This is a genomic window from Arhodomonas sp. AD133, from assembly GCF_051195215.1.
In the GTDB taxonomy this organism is placed as follows: Bacteria; Pseudomonadota; Gammaproteobacteria; order Nitrococcales; family Nitrococcaceae; genus Arhodomonas.
Window position 1 is genome coordinate 54,409 of the sequence record NZ_JBNAZM010000004.1, and the last position, 15,500, is coordinate 69,908.

Genomic DNA, 15,500 nt, shown 5'->3' on the forward strand with positions numbered 1-15,500 from the left:
ATGGGCGCTGGCACCGCTCAGGGCTGCGCCAGATTGGAATCGGGGGGCGACCGGGAAGTGTCATCGAACGCTTCCCGGCAATGACACTCAGGATGCCCGATCTCAGGGAGGGTTTCCCGCGACCTCGTCGGCGGGGCTCGGGGAGGACGACAGCTGGCGAATGCGTGCGGCGGGCGCGTTGCGAATGGCCTGGGCAGTCACGCCGAAGCGCTGCCGGAACGCGCGCTGGAATTGACGTTCGTTGCGGAATCCGGCTTCGAAGGCGATTTGCTGAATGGTGTGTGCCGCCCGCGTCGGGTCGGTCAGCCACGACGCTGCCTGATCGAGTCGTCGTACGCGAATGTACTTGCTGATCCCGCCCTCGGTACGGAAGAGCTCGTAGAGGCGGGTTCGCGAGACATTGAACTGTCGCTGCAGCGCGTCGGCGTCGAGCGCCGGGTCCGACAGATGCGTGTGAATGTAGCGTTCCAGGCGTTCTCTCAGTGACATCGGCTGGGTCGGCTCGGGTCCTGCCGGTGCCACTGCGGCGGCGATGAGTCTGGTGGTAGCGTGAATGACGGCGGGGATATCGTGCTCGTGGAGCAGGCGGCATTCCTCGTGCAATGCGACAAGGTGCTCGCGCAGCAGGGCGGTTTGCGGCATCGCTGCCCGCAACACACGGCCGTGCAGGTCGGTGGGTGTAGCGGTGCCGACAAGCCTGTAATGCGGGACGCGGAACAACAACAGCGTTCCGCCGTGATAGAACGACTGCTTGGTGCGTCGCGTATCCTCGACGAGGATGTCACCGGGATGCAGCCGGGTTCGCCGACCTTCGGTTTCGGTATCGATAATACCCTGAAGCGGGACCAGCACGTTGTAGCATTCCAGCGCGTGCCGTGAGACGAGATGCCGGTCACGGATTACCGTCTGCGCAGTGAACCGTGACACGCCCAGGGCGCAGTCGCCCAGTCGCCAGGCGTCGGCCGTTGCGGCGCAGTCGCCGGCCGCATTCCGGGCTGGAGTGATCCGAAGGTGGGGGGGCCGTATGGTCTGCCTGGCGTCCAATCGTTCGTACTCCGGCAGCCGGGCTGTGTCGAAACGCGCTTGCCGTACCTGACCACCGGACGAGCCAGACATCGTGTCACTGAATCGACTTCGAGCCCCGTTCACGGTTGCCACCCCCCGTTTCCGTCGTTATCGGCAATGACCATCATGCCAGTGAAATTGTGATTGTATTCACAACGAGGGTATCGCGTGTGCGCGTTCGACGACGAGCCGTGGGCTACAGTTTGGCGGGAGCCGGCCGTTACAGGCGGCAGGGGAAATGCAAACGCGGCGGGATGGAACGGACATGGCGACTACGATGGGTAGCGTGGACCAGCGCACGCAGCTTGCCGGACACAATCGGTTCGAGATGCTGCTGTTCCAGCTCGGCAAGCGCAACTTCGGCATCAACGTTTTCAAGATCCGGGAAGTGATCCGCGCGCCGCGCCTGACCGTCATGCCGGATTCCCGCGCGGGGATTCGCGGTGTCGCCCACGTACGCGGCCAGACGGTACCCATTATCAGCCTCGGCGAAACCATCGGCGTCCGTGATGCCGGGGTGGGTGAATCGGTCGTGGTCACCGAGTACAACCGCACCGTGCAGGGGTTTCTGGTGGATGGGGTGGACCGCATCGTCAACATCAGCTGGGAACACGTGCTCCCGCCGCCGGCCCACGTTGCGGACCGTGGCTACGTTACGGCCGTGACACGGGTGGACGGTGTCCTCGTGCAGATCATCGATGTGGAGAAGGTGCTGGTGGACGTGCTCGGCGACCCGGCGGATCAGACCGTACGTGAAGGGGTGTCGGCCGGTGTCCAGTCCTCTCGGGATCAACTGCTCGTGGTGGATGACTCCAGCGTCGCCCGTAACCAGATCCGGCGCTCTCTGGAGCCGCTGGGCTGGCGGGTAGCAGTGGCGAAAGATGGCGAGGATGCGCTCGCCTGGCTTCGCGAGGCGGCGGCAGATGGCGGGATCGACACGCTTGCGTTGGTGATCTCGGACATCGAGATGCCACGCATGGACGGCTATACGCTTACTACCCGGATTCGCGCCGACGAGCAGTTGAAAGGCATCAAGGTGCTTCTGCACAGTTCCCTGTCGGGCGTATTCAATGAGGCGATGGTGAAAAAGGTGGGGGCAGACGATTTTCTCGCGAAGTTCGATGCGTCCGATCTCGCCGCCCACGTCGACAACCTGTTGGTCTCCGGCGCATAGCGGATACACCTGACCCGTGCGCCGACCTCGTGCCGCTATGGCGGCTCGCGCGAGCGAGGAGGAGTCTTCCATGCCCCTTCACCCAGGGGCATGGACACGGGTCAGAAGCGGTACTCGACGCCCGCCGAGAACATGGGTACGTAACGGAAACTCTCGAAGCGCTCGCCGAGCTGTGTCTCTTCGCGGAGTTCGCGTAGCTCGCTGGTGCCACTGTCGAGATCGCCGACCCCCTCGAACATGACGCCGAGGTCGAGCTGCAGGCCGAAGCGTTGTCCCTCACCGAATTGCTGGTCCCAGCCGAAACCGACGTACGGTGTCAATGACGCGTCCTCATCGAGCCGGACACCGAGGCGCTCGCTTTCTCCGCCGGGTTGCCAGCCTTTCTGCCAGCTCCAGCTCGTGTCTCCGTAGAGGGCACCGCCGGTCAGCCGCATGCCACTGTTGCCGGAGAACTGCCAGTCCACCAGCGCCGAGGCGCCCAGACTGCCGGGTTGCGTCTGGACATCGCCACGCCAGCCGCTGTCGCTTTCGGACGAGGCATTGACACCGAAACGCACGTCCAGTGCCTCACTGAGCTCGGTGGTGAGCTCGAGACCGGGGCGCAACGGGCTACGCCAGGTGTCCTCCGCCATTGCCGGCAGAGAGAAAACCAGGGCGCTCAACGTGATGGCGGCTACTCTTAACGGCATCGCAGTCTACGGTACAAGGATATCGGTTGCCCTACATTATGGCCGATGACGAGCCAGGATGGCACCCCCTTGGTTGTAAATTGCCAACGGGTCGTCGCATTGGTGACACACGCGTACGAGTCCGCGTTGGAATGTGCCAAGCAAAGAGCACGCCCGGACACCGTCGGCCCTGGCCGCCTTGGCTCATTTCGCGGCGGTGAGCGTAGCGGCGGTTTTCGATCTCAATGAACAAGCGCTGTTAACCGGTTGATATAAGTATATATCTCCGGACATCCGGGGCGCATGCGTATTCCCCGCTGGTTGCCGGTATAATCCACGTGTCATCTCAACGATCGCGAAGTATGGAGTTCGCTGTAGACCGTCGATGGATACACTGGCGTTTTCAGCAGGCGCGTATGCCGGCGAGACCTGCCGTGCCCGCCGGCGCCAGTCTCCATCCAGCAGCCGTTCTGGTGCCCTTGGTGGAGCGCGAGTCCGGGCTCAATGTGGTACTCACGCGACGCACGGCGCATCTGCGTGCCCACGCGGGCCAGATTAGCTTCCCCGGTGGCCGCATCGAGGCTCATGATGAATCGAGCCTGGCGGCAGCGCTGCGCGAGGCCGAGGAAGAGGTCGGCCTGGTGCCCGAGGCCGTGGAGCTGGTGGGACGGTTGCCGGTGTACCCGACGGGCACGGGCTTTCGGATCGATCCCTGGGTGGGCATCATCGCCCCGTCGGTTACGCTGGTGCCCGACCCCGGCGAGGTGGCGGAGATTTTCGAGGTGCCGCTGGCGTTCGTGCTGGACCCGGCGAACCACCGCCCGCATTCGCTGGATCGTGGTGGGCGCCGTTACCGACTGTGCGCCATCCCCTATGGTGACTACTACATCTGGGGCGCGACTGCGGCCATTCTGCGGGATCTCTACCGGCTGCTCGCGGATCAGCCGGATGCGCCACTGACGCCCTGAACCGGATGATCGATATCGATGTGTGAGCTTCTTGGCATGAGCGCCAATGTGCCTACGGACATCTGCTTCAGCTTCACGGGACTGATGCAGCGCGGCGGCGGTACCGGCCCGCATCGCGACGGCTGGGGTATCGCGTTCTATGAGGACGGCGGCTGCCGTACGTTCCACGACCCGCGGCCGAGCGTCGACTCGGAGGTGGCGCGGCTGATCCAGCGCTACTCGATCAAGAGCTGTAATGTCATTTGCCACATCCGCCAGGCCACGCACGGGCATGTGTCGCTGGAGAACACCCATCCCTTTCAGCGTGAGCTCTGGGGGCGTCCATGGGTGTTCGCGCACAATGGCAAGCTTCGCGGCGTACGCCGCTGGCGTCTGCGCCATTACCGGCCCATCGGCAATACCGACAGCGAATACGCCTTCTGCTGGATGATGGGGGAGTTGCGTGAGCGTTTCCCGAGGCCGCCACGCCGGCGGGAGACCGTCTGGCGCTATGTCCGCCAGCTCGCCGCGCACCTCCACGACGCCGGGACGTTCAACATGCTGCTCTCCGACGGCCGTGTGCTCTACACCTATTGCAGCACGCATTTGCACTGGCTGACCCGCTGTGCCCCTTTTGGCGAGGCTCAGCTCAAGGATTCGGAGGTCAGCGTGGACTTCGCCGAAGTCACCACCCCACATGATGTGGTCACCGTGATCGCCACCCATCCGTTGACGGACAATGAGCGCTGGACGCGCATCGACCCGGGCACGATGGTGGTCTTCGAGGGTGGTTTCCCCCGGCGGGTGAATGCGGCCGGTGGCATCGATCCCTTGCTCGTCCGCCATCCGCGACTCGGCACGCCGCTGGAGGGCCGGATCGCGGGGCAGCGGCCGTAGCCCGCCGCGCGCTAGCCGCGGGTGAGCAGTTGCTGCAGCTCGATGATCGCGGCGTTCGCCCGTGCGATGTACGAGGCGATGGTGAGCGAGTGGTTGGCGAGTACGCCGTAACCGTCACCATTGAGCACCGTCGGGCTCCACAGCGGCCGCTGTGTCTGTTCCAGGGCCTGGATGATCTGGTCGAGGCTCGCCTCGGCGTTCTTGTCCTCGAGCACATCGCGGAAATCCACTCGTGCGGCGCGCAGGAAATGCACCAGCGCCCAGGTGCTGCCGCGTGCCTCGTAGAAGACATCGTCGATCTCGAGCCACGGTGTTTCCGTGCGGATCTGCTGCGAGTGTTTCGGTGTCGACTGCCTGGCACTCGGATCACCGGCGAGGTCGACGTTGAACCGGTACTCGCCGACGCTGGCGCTCAGGCGCTGGGCGAGGCTGCCGAGGCGTTTGTTCACCACGCCGAGCCATTCGTTGAGGTTGTCGGCGCGGGCGTAGAACTGCGTGTTGCTGTCGTCGGGGTTGGCCAGCCGGGTGAGGTAGCGATCCAGCGCCTTGATGCCCTTGCGGTATTCCGATTCGGAGGCCGGAAACATCCAGGAGTCGGCGGGGAAGTTGAACTGCGGCTCTGCGATCGCGAGGTCCGTATCCTCGGACGATTGCGAGCGTGAACGGCTCATGTCATTGCGCAGTGCCTGGGCCAGATCGCGTACCTGTACCAGCGCACCGAATTCCCAGCGCGGCATGTTGTCGAGGAGCACGCTAGGTGGCGTGACGTCGTTGCCGAGATAGCCGCCTGGCTTGTCGAGCAGGGTGCTGGCGACGCCCATGAGCGCGGAAACCGTGACGCTGCCGGGGATGGTGGCGGGGTCGGTATCGCCGGGCACCGTGTCGCGGGCTTTGGCGATCACCTCGAAGGGTTCCGGGGAACGGCTCCAGTACCAGCCGAGGCCGACGAGCACGATGACGATCACGGCCACGGCGATGCCGGCGGGGCCCGCGATGTAGCGGCGTTTCATGGTGCGCTGGCCGGCTCGGGCGTGGCGGCGAGTTGAAAGACGTCCAATGCGATCGCGCAGCGACATGCCCCGGTCCCCCGAATGATTCATGAGCCGCCGATCATACCGACTGACGCCCGCGGCTCCCAGGGGGCGAGGGCGGAGATTGGGTCCGTGCGCCGGTCACCGTAGAATTGTCCGAATGAGTGAAACGACCGCTTTGCCCCGTGTCTCGATTCGTTACTGTCGCCGTTGCCGGTTCGTGCTGCGCGCCGGATGGCTGGCCCAGGAGCTGCTGTTCTCCCTCGGCGATCGTCTGGGGGAGGTCGCATTGGTTCCCGGCGAGGGCGGGGTCTTCGAGGTGGCGGTGGATGGCGAATGCGTGTTTTCGCGCGCCGATGCCGGTCGCTTTCCGGAGTCCGCGGAGCTCAAGCGACTGGTGCGTGATCGTATCGCCCCGGAAGTGGATCTCGGTCACAGCGAGCAGAAGCCGACATCTCAACGAGGGGATGCTGAATGATTGCGAGGTTGTCTCTGGTGGTTGCGCTCGTGGTGGGCGTCATGTCGTCGACCCACGCCGTGACGTTCCCGCTGCCGCCGACCGATGTGGACGTCGTGGGCCACCTGGAGGTGGAACGCGCGTCGGCGGACGAGACGTTACTGGACATCGGCCGGCGCCATGGCCTCGGCTATGAGGAAATGCGCATCGCCAACCCCGGTGTGGATCTGTGGGTGCCGGGAGAGGGAACGGAGGTCATGCTGCCCAAGCGCTTCGTGCTGCCGGATGCGCCGAGGGAAGGGGTGGTGCTCAATGTCGCCGAGATGCGGCTTTATTATTATCCCGACGCCGGCTCAGGGCAGGCGCGCACCGTCGAAACCTACCCCGTGGCGATCGGCCGCATGGATTGGAATACCCCCCTTGGCGAGACGCGCATTATCGACAAGGTGCGCAATCCGGCGTGGTATCCCCCGGAGTCCATCCGCCGCGAAGCGGCCGCCGAGGGCCGGCATGTACCGGATGTGGTGCCGCCCGGGCCGAATAACCCCCTCGGGCGGTTCAAGATGCGCCTGGGCATCCCGGGATATCTGATTCACGGCACCAATCGCCCCTGGGGGGTGGGCATGCGGGTGACTCACGGCTGTGTGCGCATGCTCCCGGAAGACATCGAGCAGCTCTTTCCCCGCTTGGGCGTGAATACCCCCGTGCGCATCGTCAACCAGCCGGTCAAGGCTGGGTGGGTGGCCGGTCAGCTTTACGTGGAAGTGCATCCGGTGCTGGACGAGGAGGGTGGCGAGGGTAGAGCGCCGAGCCTCGATCAGGCGCTGGCGGCGGTGGGGGCGGCGGCCGGCCGAGGACCGGGGCGCGTGGACTACGAGCGCCTGCGCGCGGCATCGCGCACGCCCAACGGCATACCGCTGCTCATCAGCCGTTCGGAATGAGCGACGGAGTGCTTGCCGGTGAACGATGGCGTGACCGTGACATGATCGGCGGCGTGCCGTCCGGCGCGTTGCCCGGGCGCAACACGCCGGGCTGCGCCATGCCTTGCGGCGCCGTCTCCCGGACGAAAAAAAGCCCGGCCATTCGGCCGGGCCCTTCGCATGGGAGCGAGGCGATGCTTACTTGTACATCGCCTTCTTGAACATGCGGTCGATCTTCTTGCTGTTCTGATCGGCGGTGTACTGAGCGGACTCGGCCAGCTCATGCGCCTCATCGGCAGTGGCCTGCGCCTCGTCGGCCGCGTCCAGCGCCGCGTCGGCGGAAGCCTGGGCGTCGTTCGCGGTGGCCTGGGCCTCTTCCGCGGTCGTCAGTGCCTCGTCGATGCGGGCGTTCATTTCCTCACGGGCCTGTGACGCGCAGCCGACCATCACGCTCAGGGAGGCCGCCGCGACGGAAAGCTTAAGCAGGGTCTTGAGAGTGTGGGACATGAAGCGACTCCTTGTTCTTCACTCTATTGGGTAACCGTGAACGATTCCCGCGTCCGTTGTTGCGCGCGGCGACAATCGTCGCTGCCATATTACGGTTCGTACGTAGCGTTGCAAGCGTGCCACGACGGCCAGTCGGTTACGCAGCCCCGGTGCGGGGACGATTTTGCCAACTCGCGCCGCATTGTTACCGGATGACGACACGGCTGCCGAGGCGAATGTGGCGCAGGAGGCGCTCGATCTGGGCGTCCGTCATTGCTACGCAGCCCTCGGTCCAGTGCAGGCGTTCGTGGATGTCCGTGTCCGCCTTGCCCAGCCCGTGCAGACCGATATAGCCACCGAGGCGCGTGTTCTGTGGCACCCGTCCGCGCTCGATGCTCCTGTCGAGCAGCGCCTGATAGCGCTCGTCGTCGACCACACCGCGCCGGTGGGCCAGGTCGAGATGGGACAGGGTCGGGTAGTCGAGCTCCACGAAAACATGAAAGCGGCTGCTGCGGTCGATCCGGGTGATGCGGTATTCGCCGCGCGGCGTGGTCTCGTCGCCGAAGAGGTGCAGGTCGGAGATGCCGCCGCGGCCGAACGAAAGGTTCTCCAGCGTCTCGATGACGTTATCGCCGTTGCGTACCTGTGCGGTGTCCGATTCCGTGTCGATGAGCACCCAGGGGTTGGCGGCAGCGATCGGCAACGCGAAGGCCAGGAGCATCATGGCCACGAGCCCGCGGACTATGCGCATGGGTCGTAGGCTCATAGTAGAAATCGATAGAGGCTGTCGGTATCGAAGGGCCAGCCGAGCTCCGCGCCCGTATCCGGCCGGCGCACCACCGGAATACGCTCGGCGTAGGCTGTTTCCCAGCCTTCGTCGTCGAGGACGTCCCGGGCTTCCAGCTCGATACCGAGCCGGCGGATGACAGGATCGAGGATTCGCTCAGCCTCGTCGCACAGACGGCAGCCGTCGGTCGTGTAGAGTTCCAGCCTGGAGATACGCGCCATGAGTTCCGTGATTGTCGTGGTGCCCCGTCTCGGGGAATCGTTCAGCGTTTCCCCGTCGATGGCAGAGTTTGCCACAGTTTCACCGCCGGCGTGGACCGACGCATCGGGTGAACGGAGCGTGGCGATTCCGTTCCGGCTGTTGGCGTCGGCACTCGTATTCCCGGCGCCGTGATGCGTGTCCAAGCGTTGCTATATCGCTGTCAATGCGCGTGCCGCGTTACTGTGCGTCGGCTTTTTCTTTCTTGAGCTGGTTTCTACCGGATTCCTTGTGGTGATGACCTGGTGATCGAGCATGACGCAATGCGGGCGAGCCCGCCTGCACTGTGTCATCGCCGCGCGGCTAGTAGCTGGATGATGGCCTCTTCACCGGCAGTCGCTCGTAGGCCGCGTTACCGAGCCCGCCGACTGGCGCCTCCAACGCCGGGTCGCCGCTCACGCCCAGCCGTTGTACGCTCTCGCCATTTGCATCCGGCGAGACTTTTTGCCAGTAATCGAGCTCATTGAATACGCCCGACGACCCGGCCGAGAGGACGGAGGTCACCAGTCGGGCGCCGGTGGTGACCAGCACGCCGGTGCTGAGCGCGCCGCCCGTCGTGGTGCATTGGAATGCAGCGTCGGAGAAACTGCAGGTCGCCGACAGCGATACCGTCGACGGCACACCGTCAATGGTGAGGGTCAGCGTCTGGTCGAGGGCGTTCCCGTCGATCGTCATGCGCCCGGAGACATCGACGCCGGGCTGTCTGCTGTCGATCACCGATTGATCCGCGAGTTGTAATGATCCGCGGGTGAGCTCGTAGGTGCCGTCCAGTTTCGTGACACCGTCGTGGACTTGGGATATGGCGAAATTCTGAATGCTCTGTCGCCATTTCAATGTGATGCCTTTTCCCGCGCTCGGAAAATCCTCGAGGACGACGGTGGCGTCTACCCCCCGCTGGAAGCTCTCCCCCAGCGTCACCACTTCGAACCTGGCGCTGTCGAACTGCTCGCCGTCGGCATAGGCGCGCACGGTGTGGGTACCTTCGCCGAACAGGTTGTAGTTGAGCAGCAGTGCGTAGCCGTTATCGCTGTCGCCGCAGACGCGAGCGGTATCGCCTCGCGGTGTTCCGTAGGCTGCCTCCACCGGAGGGCCGTTATCGAACCGGAGCTCGATGGTTTCGGCGTCACAGTACCAGCCTGAGACGATACCAATACCGCTGATGGTACTGCCGTTGCCCGGATTCTCCACCAACCCTTGCGCCATCGCGCCCATGGACAGTGGCAGAAGGACGCCACCGCCGATAATCGACAACAATCTGCTGCGTAGCATGGGTGTGCCCCCTCATCCCGGAAATTGATCGACTGACCCGCCCGACGGTTTCCCGCGTTGTGTCAGTCGCCTGGGGAAACGCTGAAGAACTCGCGCGAGCCTTGCCACGCTTTCGCTCGCGCGCCTTGCAGCCGGGCCGCACGAGCGCTCTGACACGTGGCATTACCTGTGATCGGATTAGTAGCTCGCGTACCTTCGGAATCCAAGCAGTCTCTCGGCAGTCATTACCTGTCACCATCATCGGTGTCGGGCCAGTGCCCGTCGGAGGCGGCGAACGTGGAATCCCGGCCGGAAGCGGTCTGTTCGCTGTGGCGGAAACTGCAGATGCCAGGGCACCAGAGCCAGCCGACGAGATGGCGTCCCGGGGCCATGCAGCGTGCCCCACATCAGGCGCAGATTCGATTCCGTCACGAATCGCCCCGGTGGCCGCTGTGCCAGCACGTAGCGATCGAACAGCCGGTCCCGTGCGCTGACGAGCAGGGCGTCCGCAAGACCGCGGGCGGCCAGCCAGTGCTCAATCGTCTCCGGTACCCGAATCACGTTGCGCCGTGCCAGACCACCGAGTAGCGTTCTCACGCACGGCTGGACGTGTGTGGCGCTGGCGAAGGCCAGAAATTTCGACCAGTCGAATGCCTTGCCGCATTGACGCAGAAGGAAGACAGCATCAAAGAGTGCCGAGACGCTGCCGGGACGACGCCATTCCGCCGCCCAATGGCAGGCGATATAGACGAGCTCAAGCTCCGGCGCCAACCGAGCGACCGGAGATCCGTCGATCTCCCAGGGCCGGCAGTTGGCGCGCATCGTCTGCATATCGAGCGGGCGGACCTGCGAGAACGGTGAATGGGGTGGGCTCAGTGCCGTGTGCACCTCCACCCACAGGCCGGTTTCGCGGTGGCGCATCGGCATACCATGATGATGCGTCCGGTAGTGCCCCGCCGGACGTGTGGATCGCGGGCAGTAGCCGAGCCCGGCGAGCGTGGCCTCCGCCGCCGGCACGTCCGGGGGCGCCAGGAGCAGGTCCGTGTCCGCCATCGTGCGGAGACTGCGCGCCGGGTAGTACGCCGAAGCGACCGCGATGCCTTTGAGCAGTACCGGTCGTAGGTGGCATCGGCCTCGCAGTGCAACGAGGAGATCACGCAGCGCATCAAAGCGTTCGCGTGTAATGAATTCGGCAGTCAGTCGCGCGGCCTGGACCCGCTCCAGCGCCGCGGGTGAGATGCGCTGGGATAGCTCCGGCACGAGATGAAACAGCAGAGGGCCGATTCCGGATTCCAGGAGGCCGTCCACGGCTTCGTCCGGGATGGTCTCCAGAGCATGGCGGGGAGACTCGCCAGCGGCGCGAAGAAGCAGATCGGTCAGCAGGGATGCCTTCATGGGCTCACCCCTGCTACGTTTGTATACGGTGCAGCCCGAAAAGAGCGATTACCAGGCGACGGGCACCGTTGGTAAAGGGAGCTCAGATGACGGATTCCCGACCGCGGCGACGGCCGAATCTCCGTGGCGAGGCGATCGGCGACGATTACATCATTCTCGACCGAGATGGCGAGCGGGTCCATCAATTGAACGAAACCGCCGGTTTCGTCTGGACGCTCATCGACGGTGAGCGCCGGGTCGATGAAATTGTCGACGCGCTCTGCGAGGCCTATGACGTATCCCGGGAGCGGGCACACCGCGATGTGAACGACGTGATCGAGTCGTTCATCGCTGCCGGATTGCTCGATACGGGCGACTGAGCCGACGTCCCCGGCGGGCGAATGGCGGTGTGGGCGATTCGTCATGGACCGCGTCATCATCATCCCGTCGACCGTCGTTGAGGGCCTGCGCCGGGGGGCTCGAAACCGGGGGCCTGCGATACACGTCGGTCTGCTGCCGTCGCGAGATTCGACGTGAAATCCGCCAGCAGCTCACAGGTTTCCGGCAGCCCGCCGCGGTTGATGATGTACAGGTGGTCGCATCGGGATGCCAGCGTCACCACGGCGTTCAGCCCATCATTGCCGTGAGCCAGGGCGTTCAGGGTATTCGTGTAAAGCCTTACGGCGGCTTCGCTCGCCGGTATTCGTCGTATCGACGGGGCCGGCTCGTCTGCCGAGTTTTGGAGAAAACCGATCGAGCCGACGGGGAGAGGGGCGCGCAACGCGCCATTGAGGCCGTGACTGTGCGGAATTGCCACGTGTATCGTGCGTTCGGTTTCCAGCGACGACGCCGGAAGCGAATACGGCGGAGGCGGCCTCCACTTCAGGCAGAGCGCGTGCGGGTAAGCGAGAACGCGCATCCGGGCCAGATCAATGGGGGCGAGCTCGTCACTGGCGTACCCGAAACCGTGACGCAGCAGTGCCCACGTCGTGGTGGATTTGCCCGAGCCCGACGCCCCGCAGATGATATGCGCGTGGCCCTCCCTGATCACGACGGCCGCGTGCAGGAATAAAAGCTCGTAGCGCAGCCGCTCCAGGCTGATCGTGAGCGCCTTTTCGAATTCGTAGACGAATTCCGCCTTGCTGCATGCCACGAAACGCTGCCCGTGGCGCACGCATTGAAGTGTTCCGCCCGGGCGCCGGCGAATGTGATACCGGAGATGGAATTCACCGGGTGGCCCCATCATCGATTGATAGAGATATTCGAGCCACCGTGTCGCCGTGGGACAATGGCTGTCCACCCGGATACGCACACCGGCTATGGATAGGAAAAACACATCCATATCGACACGCATTCCCCCATGCAGAGGCAGCCTCCGCACCAACGCGTCAATCGGTTACGTTGCCCTGCCGGTGAGCTACTTCTGTTCCGAATCGAAGGGGCCCGGATTCCCCAGTAACGTGCCCGGACCGCGTTTGCTCTGTACATGGGATGGAACGCGACTCCGCGAGGATCCCAGTGCATTGCCAGGGCCTCTGCCGCGGCGGACATGTCCCCCGCTCGAACCGTTCTTTGCGAATGCCGGCATGGCCGTGAACGTGAGAATTGCCGGAACCACGTAGGTTGTTTTCCTGAGGAATTCACGCCTGGATGATTGTTGACTCATTGCCCCGATCCCCTGTTATAACTACGAGTGTAAAATTATTTGACAGTTTTTTCTGCACACTCCATGCAAAATCCTTATGGGAAATATTTAGCACAATGGCGTGTGATGCGCTAGCCAGATTTTCTGGGGCGGGGGGCGCGAGGCGTGTCGAGATGGGGAGGGAACTGCTTGCAGCGCCTCGGGATGCGGTAGTCAGCCCCGGTGCTTGAGAGGATCCTGCCGGCTGAACCGCTCGTCGAGAAACCGCCCGTGGGCGGCGAGGTCCGCAGCATTGCCCTGATACACCTCCTCGGCGATGGACTCCAGCTCCTCGGCCAGGATGCGGAGTTGCTGTGTGACCAGGTCCCGGGCGGTCTGGCCATTACGAACCTTGCGTTGTGTCGCAAAGCGCCGGGGGAGCTTGAGATACCGTTCCAGAGTGTCCGGCAGATACTGAGTCACCGTGGCGCGGAGGGTGTAGGCGGCTTCGCGGCCGGCGTCGGATTCGCCGCGCACCGCGAGCACAGCCTCCACCGCTTCGACGATGCGGTCGAGCTCGTGTTGTACCGGCGGCGTCAGCCGCGGTCGTACCGCGTCAACGGTGAATAGCAGGGCCGCGCGCAGTGATTCCGGATCGTTGTCCGGCAGGGCCGGCCGCAGGGCTACCTCCAGGCCAAGCCAGCGCTCGATGAGGCCGGGTCGATCGGCCCAGGCCAGGTGAACGCCCGCGTAGGCTGTCGCGGCCACCCCGATCTCCAGGGCCGTGGCAAGCCCGGGTACCTGCCAGTGGGGAAATGTCAGGGCGTAGTGGCAGGTCAGGAAGCCGGCGGCGGCGACGCCGCCGGCGACCGTTTCCCGTACGACCTCGTATGGCCGCAACGCCTGCATGTCAGTCGCCCTCGAGCCAGCGCCGCACCCGGTCGCTATTGGCGTTGAGCCAGTCCCGAAGCGCGCGACGGTGGCCTTTCTCACGGGCCGCTGCCATGAGCGTCTCGAGGTCGTTCAACTCGAAATGCATGCGCTCGAGGAACGCGGCGACCTTCGGGTTGTCCGAGGCGAATCCCTTGCGTGCCATGGCATGGACCGACTCTTCGCCCTCGTAGACGCCTTTGGGGTCGTCGAGGTAACGCAGATCGTACGCCGCCCATTTCCAGTGCGGTCGCCACGCGGTGACGACGATGGGGCGCTTCTCCGCGACGGCTTTGCCCAGACGCTGCGCCATCGCCGGTCCGCTCGATGCTTTCAGCGAATACGCATCGAGACCGTAGGTTTGCATCGCGTCTTTCGTCAGGCCCGTGATTCCGGCCGATTCGCCGATGCCCTCGATCTCGCCGTCGAACATGTCGGCATTGGCGGCGAGGTCGTCGATGGATTGAATCGACGCGTCGACGTAGGCGGGCACGGCGAGGCCCAGGTTCGCACCCTCGTAAAGCGTGCCCAGGTCTTCGAGGCGGTTACCGTACTCGCGCAGGTACTTCGCGTGAGTCTTCGGTTGCCATGACATCAGCATGACGTCGAGATCGTTTTCCGCGAGTCCGCGGTACTGCACGGACACATCGGCGAGGGTCAGCTCGACGTCGAGGCCCACCCGGGAGAGCACGAGCGCGACCATCTTGCTGATGACTTCGGCGTCCGACCACGCAGTCCAGCCGATGCGGACGTCGGGCGCATTCGTACGCCCGGTGGCCGGGAGGGAAACGGACAGGGCGAGAATCGCCGCGAGAAGCATCCGGCCCGCACGGCGAGAGACGGTATTGTTACTGTTCATCGAAATTCTCCACGGGCTCGAACGAGGACGATTCGGCCAGTACGCTCGACAGCCCCTGGGCAAGCTGGTCCGGGTCGTTCGCCGACTGGTAGTGGACGAGTCCCGGCTGGCGCAGCGCGCTGTCGTCGATGCAGAAGCCGATCGTGTGGATCTCCACCGGATTGGCCGGATTGCGCAGGATCCGCTCGACTTCCGGTAGCGGGTTCTCGCCGTCGGAGTGTTCGCCGTCGGTGATCATCACGATCTGGTATCGGCCATAGCCGAGCTGGTAGCGGGCGCGATCGGCGAGCAGCTCGTGAGCGGCCTGCATGGCGGATCGCAGCGGTGTGCCACCGCCGGGGTGAACCTTGTCGGCGGCGGCGATGAAGGCGTCGCGGTTGTCGGTGCCAAGCGGCACCAGAGTCTCGATGCGGCCGCTGGTGAACGCGATGAGCCCCAGGTTGGCGTCGTGGGGTACCGAATCCGTCCAGGTAGCCAGTGCGGCGCGGGCGGCCTGTGCCTTGGAGTGATACTGACCGGAACAGGCCTCATTGCCCATCGAGCCGGACATATCGAGGACCACGACCACGTTGGTGCGCTGCGGGTTCGCATCGAGCCTGGCGTCATCGGGCATGTCGCCGGACGGCCAGTTCCGGTCCGTGATCGCGGACCACTTGCCGGTGTCGACGTCGGGTTGGGAGCGGTCGCACGCGGCCAGCGCGCTCAACCCGGCGACGCCGACGAGCAGGGTCATCAACGTCCTCGCGACTGTTGCCGTCGTCAATCGTGTCATCGG

18 protein-coding genes are annotated in these 15,500 nt (G+C 64.5%); 6 read left to right on the forward strand and 12 right to left on the reverse strand.

Features of this window, described 5'->3' with window-relative positions; all coding sequences use genetic code 11:
* Nucleotides 1–102 precede the first annotated feature (102 nt).
* Nucleotides 103–1,116, reverse strand: a complete 1,014-nt coding sequence (locus ACPEES_RS03780) for an AraC family transcriptional regulator (protein ID WP_435101187.1) — start codon at nucleotides 1,114–1,116, stop codon at nucleotides 103–105.
* Between the two features lie 214 nt (nucleotides 1,117–1,330).
* On the opposite strand from ACPEES_RS03780, the gene ACPEES_RS03785 reads away from it, so the two are divergent.
* Nucleotides 1,331–2,239, forward strand: coding sequence for a chemotaxis protein (locus ACPEES_RS03785; protein WP_435101189.1), 909 nt, complete (start codon nucleotides 1,331–1,333; stop codon nucleotides 2,237–2,239).
* A gap of 101 nt (nucleotides 2,240–2,340) precedes the next feature.
* On the opposite strand, the gene ACPEES_RS03790 is transcribed toward ACPEES_RS03785, so the two are convergent.
* The gene (locus tag ACPEES_RS03790) at nucleotides 2,341–2,928 is read right to left on the reverse strand and encodes a hypothetical protein (RefSeq protein ID WP_435101191.1); all 588 of its coding nucleotides are present in this window, start codon (nucleotides 2,926–2,928) and stop codon (nucleotides 2,341–2,343) included.
* Nucleotides 2,929–3,323: 395 nt separating this feature from the next.
* Between ACPEES_RS03790 and ACPEES_RS03795 the strand changes: the two genes are divergently transcribed.
* Complete coding sequence (locus ACPEES_RS03795; protein WP_435101193.1) at nucleotides 3,324–3,875, forward strand: CoA pyrophosphatase; 552 nt, start codon at nucleotides 3,324–3,326, stop codon at nucleotides 3,873–3,875.
* Between the two features lie 18 nt (nucleotides 3,876–3,893).
* The gene (locus ACPEES_RS03800) at nucleotides 3,894–4,751 is read left to right on the forward strand and encodes a class II glutamine amidotransferase (protein ID WP_435101195.1); all 858 of its coding nucleotides are present in this window, start codon (nucleotides 3,894–3,896) and stop codon (nucleotides 4,749–4,751) included.
* 11 nt (nucleotides 4,752–4,762) lie between these two features.
* Here ACPEES_RS03800 and ACPEES_RS03805 read toward each other — a convergent pair whose 3' ends face one another.
* The gene (locus ACPEES_RS03805) at nucleotides 4,763–5,761 is read right to left on the reverse strand and encodes a DUF2333 family protein (RefSeq protein ID WP_435101197.1); all 999 of its coding nucleotides are present in this window, start codon (nucleotides 5,759–5,761) and stop codon (nucleotides 4,763–4,765) included.
* A gap of 181 nt (nucleotides 5,762–5,942) precedes the next feature.
* Between ACPEES_RS03805 and ACPEES_RS03810 the strand changes: the two genes are divergently transcribed.
* Nucleotides 5,943–6,260 carry a SelT/SelW/SelH family protein gene (locus ACPEES_RS03810; protein ID WP_435101199.1) on the forward strand — a complete coding sequence of 106 codons (318 nt, stop codon included), beginning with the start codon at nucleotides 5,943–5,945 and terminating at the stop codon, nucleotides 6,258–6,260.
* Nucleotides 6,257–7,180, forward strand: a complete 924-nt coding sequence (locus tag ACPEES_RS03815; protein ID WP_435101201.1) for a L,D-transpeptidase family protein — start codon at nucleotides 6,257–6,259, stop codon at nucleotides 7,178–7,180. Before ACPEES_RS03810 ends, ACPEES_RS03815 begins: the two co-directional genes overlap by 4 nt.
* Nucleotides 7,181–7,357: 177 nt before the next feature.
* Here ACPEES_RS03815 and ACPEES_RS03820 read toward each other — a convergent pair whose 3' ends face one another.
* The 5 genes from ACPEES_RS03820 to ACPEES_RS03840 all read right to left on the reverse strand — a co-directional run bounded on the left by ACPEES_RS03820 (nucleotide 7,358) and on the right by ACPEES_RS03840 (nucleotide 11,333).
* Nucleotides 7,358–7,666, reverse strand: a complete 309-nt coding sequence (locus ACPEES_RS03820) for an Lpp/OprI family alanine-zipper lipoprotein (protein ID WP_435101203.1) — start codon at nucleotides 7,664–7,666, stop codon at nucleotides 7,358–7,360.
* Between the two features lie 184 nt (nucleotides 7,667–7,850).
* Nucleotides 7,851–8,396, reverse strand: coding sequence for a L,D-transpeptidase family protein (locus ACPEES_RS03825; protein WP_435101205.1), 546 nt, complete (start codon nucleotides 8,394–8,396; stop codon nucleotides 7,851–7,853).
* A gap of 11 nt (nucleotides 8,397–8,407) precedes the next feature.
* A complete protein-coding gene (locus ACPEES_RS03830) occupies nucleotides 8,408–8,728 on the reverse strand; it encodes a glutaredoxin family protein (RefSeq protein ID WP_435101207.1) in 321 nt (106 codons plus the stop codon).
* Between the two features lie 265 nt (nucleotides 8,729–8,993).
* Complete coding sequence (locus ACPEES_RS03835) at nucleotides 8,994–9,959, reverse strand: hypothetical protein (RefSeq protein ID WP_435101209.1); 966 nt, start codon at nucleotides 9,957–9,959, stop codon at nucleotides 8,994–8,996.
* A 237-nt stretch (nucleotides 9,960–10,196) separates the two neighbouring features.
* Complete coding sequence (locus ACPEES_RS03840) at nucleotides 10,197–11,333, reverse strand: nucleotidyltransferase family protein (RefSeq protein ID WP_435101211.1); 1,137 nt, start codon at nucleotides 11,331–11,333, stop codon at nucleotides 10,197–10,199.
* Between the two features lie 86 nt (nucleotides 11,334–11,419).
* Between ACPEES_RS03840 and ACPEES_RS03845 the strand changes: the two genes are divergently transcribed.
* Nucleotides 11,420–11,692 (forward strand): PqqD family protein, encoded by a 273-nt coding sequence (locus ACPEES_RS03845; RefSeq protein WP_435101213.1) that lies wholly within the window; start codon nucleotides 11,420–11,422, stop codon nucleotides 11,690–11,692.
* Nucleotides 11,693–11,751: 59 nt separating this feature from the next.
* On the opposite strand, the gene ACPEES_RS03850 is transcribed toward ACPEES_RS03845, so the two are convergent.
* The 4 genes from ACPEES_RS03850 to ACPEES_RS03865 form a co-directional block, all read right to left on the reverse strand.
* A complete protein-coding gene (locus ACPEES_RS03850; RefSeq protein WP_435101215.1) occupies nucleotides 11,752–12,654 on the reverse strand; it encodes a hypothetical protein in 903 nt (300 codons plus the stop codon).
* 516 nt (nucleotides 12,655–13,170) lie between these two features.
* A complete protein-coding gene (locus tag ACPEES_RS03855) occupies nucleotides 13,171–13,845 on the reverse strand; it encodes a hypothetical protein (RefSeq protein ID WP_435101217.1) in 675 nt (224 codons plus the stop codon).
* A 1-nt stretch (nucleotide 13,846) separates the two neighbouring features.
* Complete coding sequence (locus ACPEES_RS03860; protein WP_435101219.1) at nucleotides 13,847–14,725, reverse strand: glycine betaine ABC transporter substrate-binding protein; 879 nt, start codon at nucleotides 14,723–14,725, stop codon at nucleotides 13,847–13,849.
* Nucleotides 14,715–15,497, reverse strand: coding sequence for a vWA domain-containing protein (locus ACPEES_RS03865; protein WP_435101221.1), 783 nt, complete (start codon nucleotides 15,495–15,497; stop codon nucleotides 14,715–14,717). Before ACPEES_RS03865 ends, ACPEES_RS03860 begins: the two co-directional genes overlap by 11 nt.
* Nucleotides 15,498–15,500 lie beyond the last annotated feature (3 nt).

What these genes read in the sequence shown, in the direction of transcription:
- ACPEES_RS03790 (WP_435101191.1), bottom strand. Translation starts at nt 2,928, where the DNA reads ATGCCGTTAAGAGTAGCCGCCATCACGTTGAGCGCCCTGGTTTTCTCT.
- ACPEES_RS03840 (WP_435101211.1), bottom strand. Translation starts at nt 11,333, where the DNA reads ATGAAGGCATCCCTGCTGACCGATCTGCTTCTTCGCGCCGCTGGCGAG.
- ACPEES_RS03825 (WP_435101205.1), bottom strand. Translation starts at nt 8,396, where the DNA reads ATGCGCATAGTCCGCGGGCTCGTGGCCATGATGCTCCTGGCCTTCGCG.
- ACPEES_RS03810 (WP_435101199.1), top strand. Translation starts at nt 5,943, where the DNA reads ATGAGTGAAACGACCGCTTTGCCCCGTGTCTCGATTCGTTACTGTCGC.
- ACPEES_RS03780 (WP_435101187.1), bottom strand. Translation starts at nt 1,116, where the DNA reads ATGTCTGGCTCGTCCGGTGGTCAGGTACGGCAAGCGCGTTTCGACACA.
- ACPEES_RS03860 (WP_435101219.1), bottom strand. Translation starts at nt 14,725, where the DNA reads ATGAACAGTAACAATACCGTCTCTCGCCGTGCGGGCCGGATGCTTCTC.
- ACPEES_RS03850 (WP_435101215.1), bottom strand. Translation starts at nt 12,654, where the DNA reads ATGGATGTGTTTTTCCTATCCATAGCCGGTGTGCGTATCCGGGTGGAC.
- ACPEES_RS03835 (WP_435101209.1), bottom strand. Translation starts at nt 9,959, where the DNA reads ATGCTACGCAGCAGATTGTTGTCGATTATCGGCGGTGGCGTCCTTCTG.
- ACPEES_RS03795 (WP_435101193.1), top strand. Translation starts at nt 3,324, where the DNA reads ATGCCGGCGAGACCTGCCGTGCCCGCCGGCGCCAGTCTCCATCCAGCA.
- ACPEES_RS03855 (WP_435101217.1), bottom strand. Translation starts at nt 13,845, where the DNA reads ATGCAGGCGTTGCGGCCATACGAGGTCGTACGGGAAACGGTCGCCGGC.
- ACPEES_RS03805 (WP_435101197.1), bottom strand. Translation starts at nt 5,761, where the DNA reads ATGAAACGCCGCTACATCGCGGGCCCCGCCGGCATCGCCGTGGCCGTG.
- ACPEES_RS03865 (WP_435101221.1), bottom strand. Translation starts at nt 15,497, where the DNA reads ATGACACGATTGACGACGGCAACAGTCGCGAGGACGTTGATGACCCTG.
- ACPEES_RS03820 (WP_435101203.1), bottom strand. Translation starts at nt 7,666, where the DNA reads ATGTCCCACACTCTCAAGACCCTGCTTAAGCTTTCCGTCGCGGCGGCC.
- ACPEES_RS03800 (WP_435101195.1), top strand. Translation starts at nt 3,894, where the DNA reads ATGTGTGAGCTTCTTGGCATGAGCGCCAATGTGCCTACGGACATCTGC.
- ACPEES_RS03785 (WP_435101189.1), top strand. Translation starts at nt 1,331, where the DNA reads ATGGCGACTACGATGGGTAGCGTGGACCAGCGCACGCAGCTTGCCGGA.
- ACPEES_RS03845 (WP_435101213.1), top strand. Translation starts at nt 11,420, where the DNA reads ATGACGGATTCCCGACCGCGGCGACGGCCGAATCTCCGTGGCGAGGCG.
- ACPEES_RS03815 (WP_435101201.1), top strand. Translation starts at nt 6,257, where the DNA reads ATGATTGCGAGGTTGTCTCTGGTGGTTGCGCTCGTGGTGGGCGTCATG.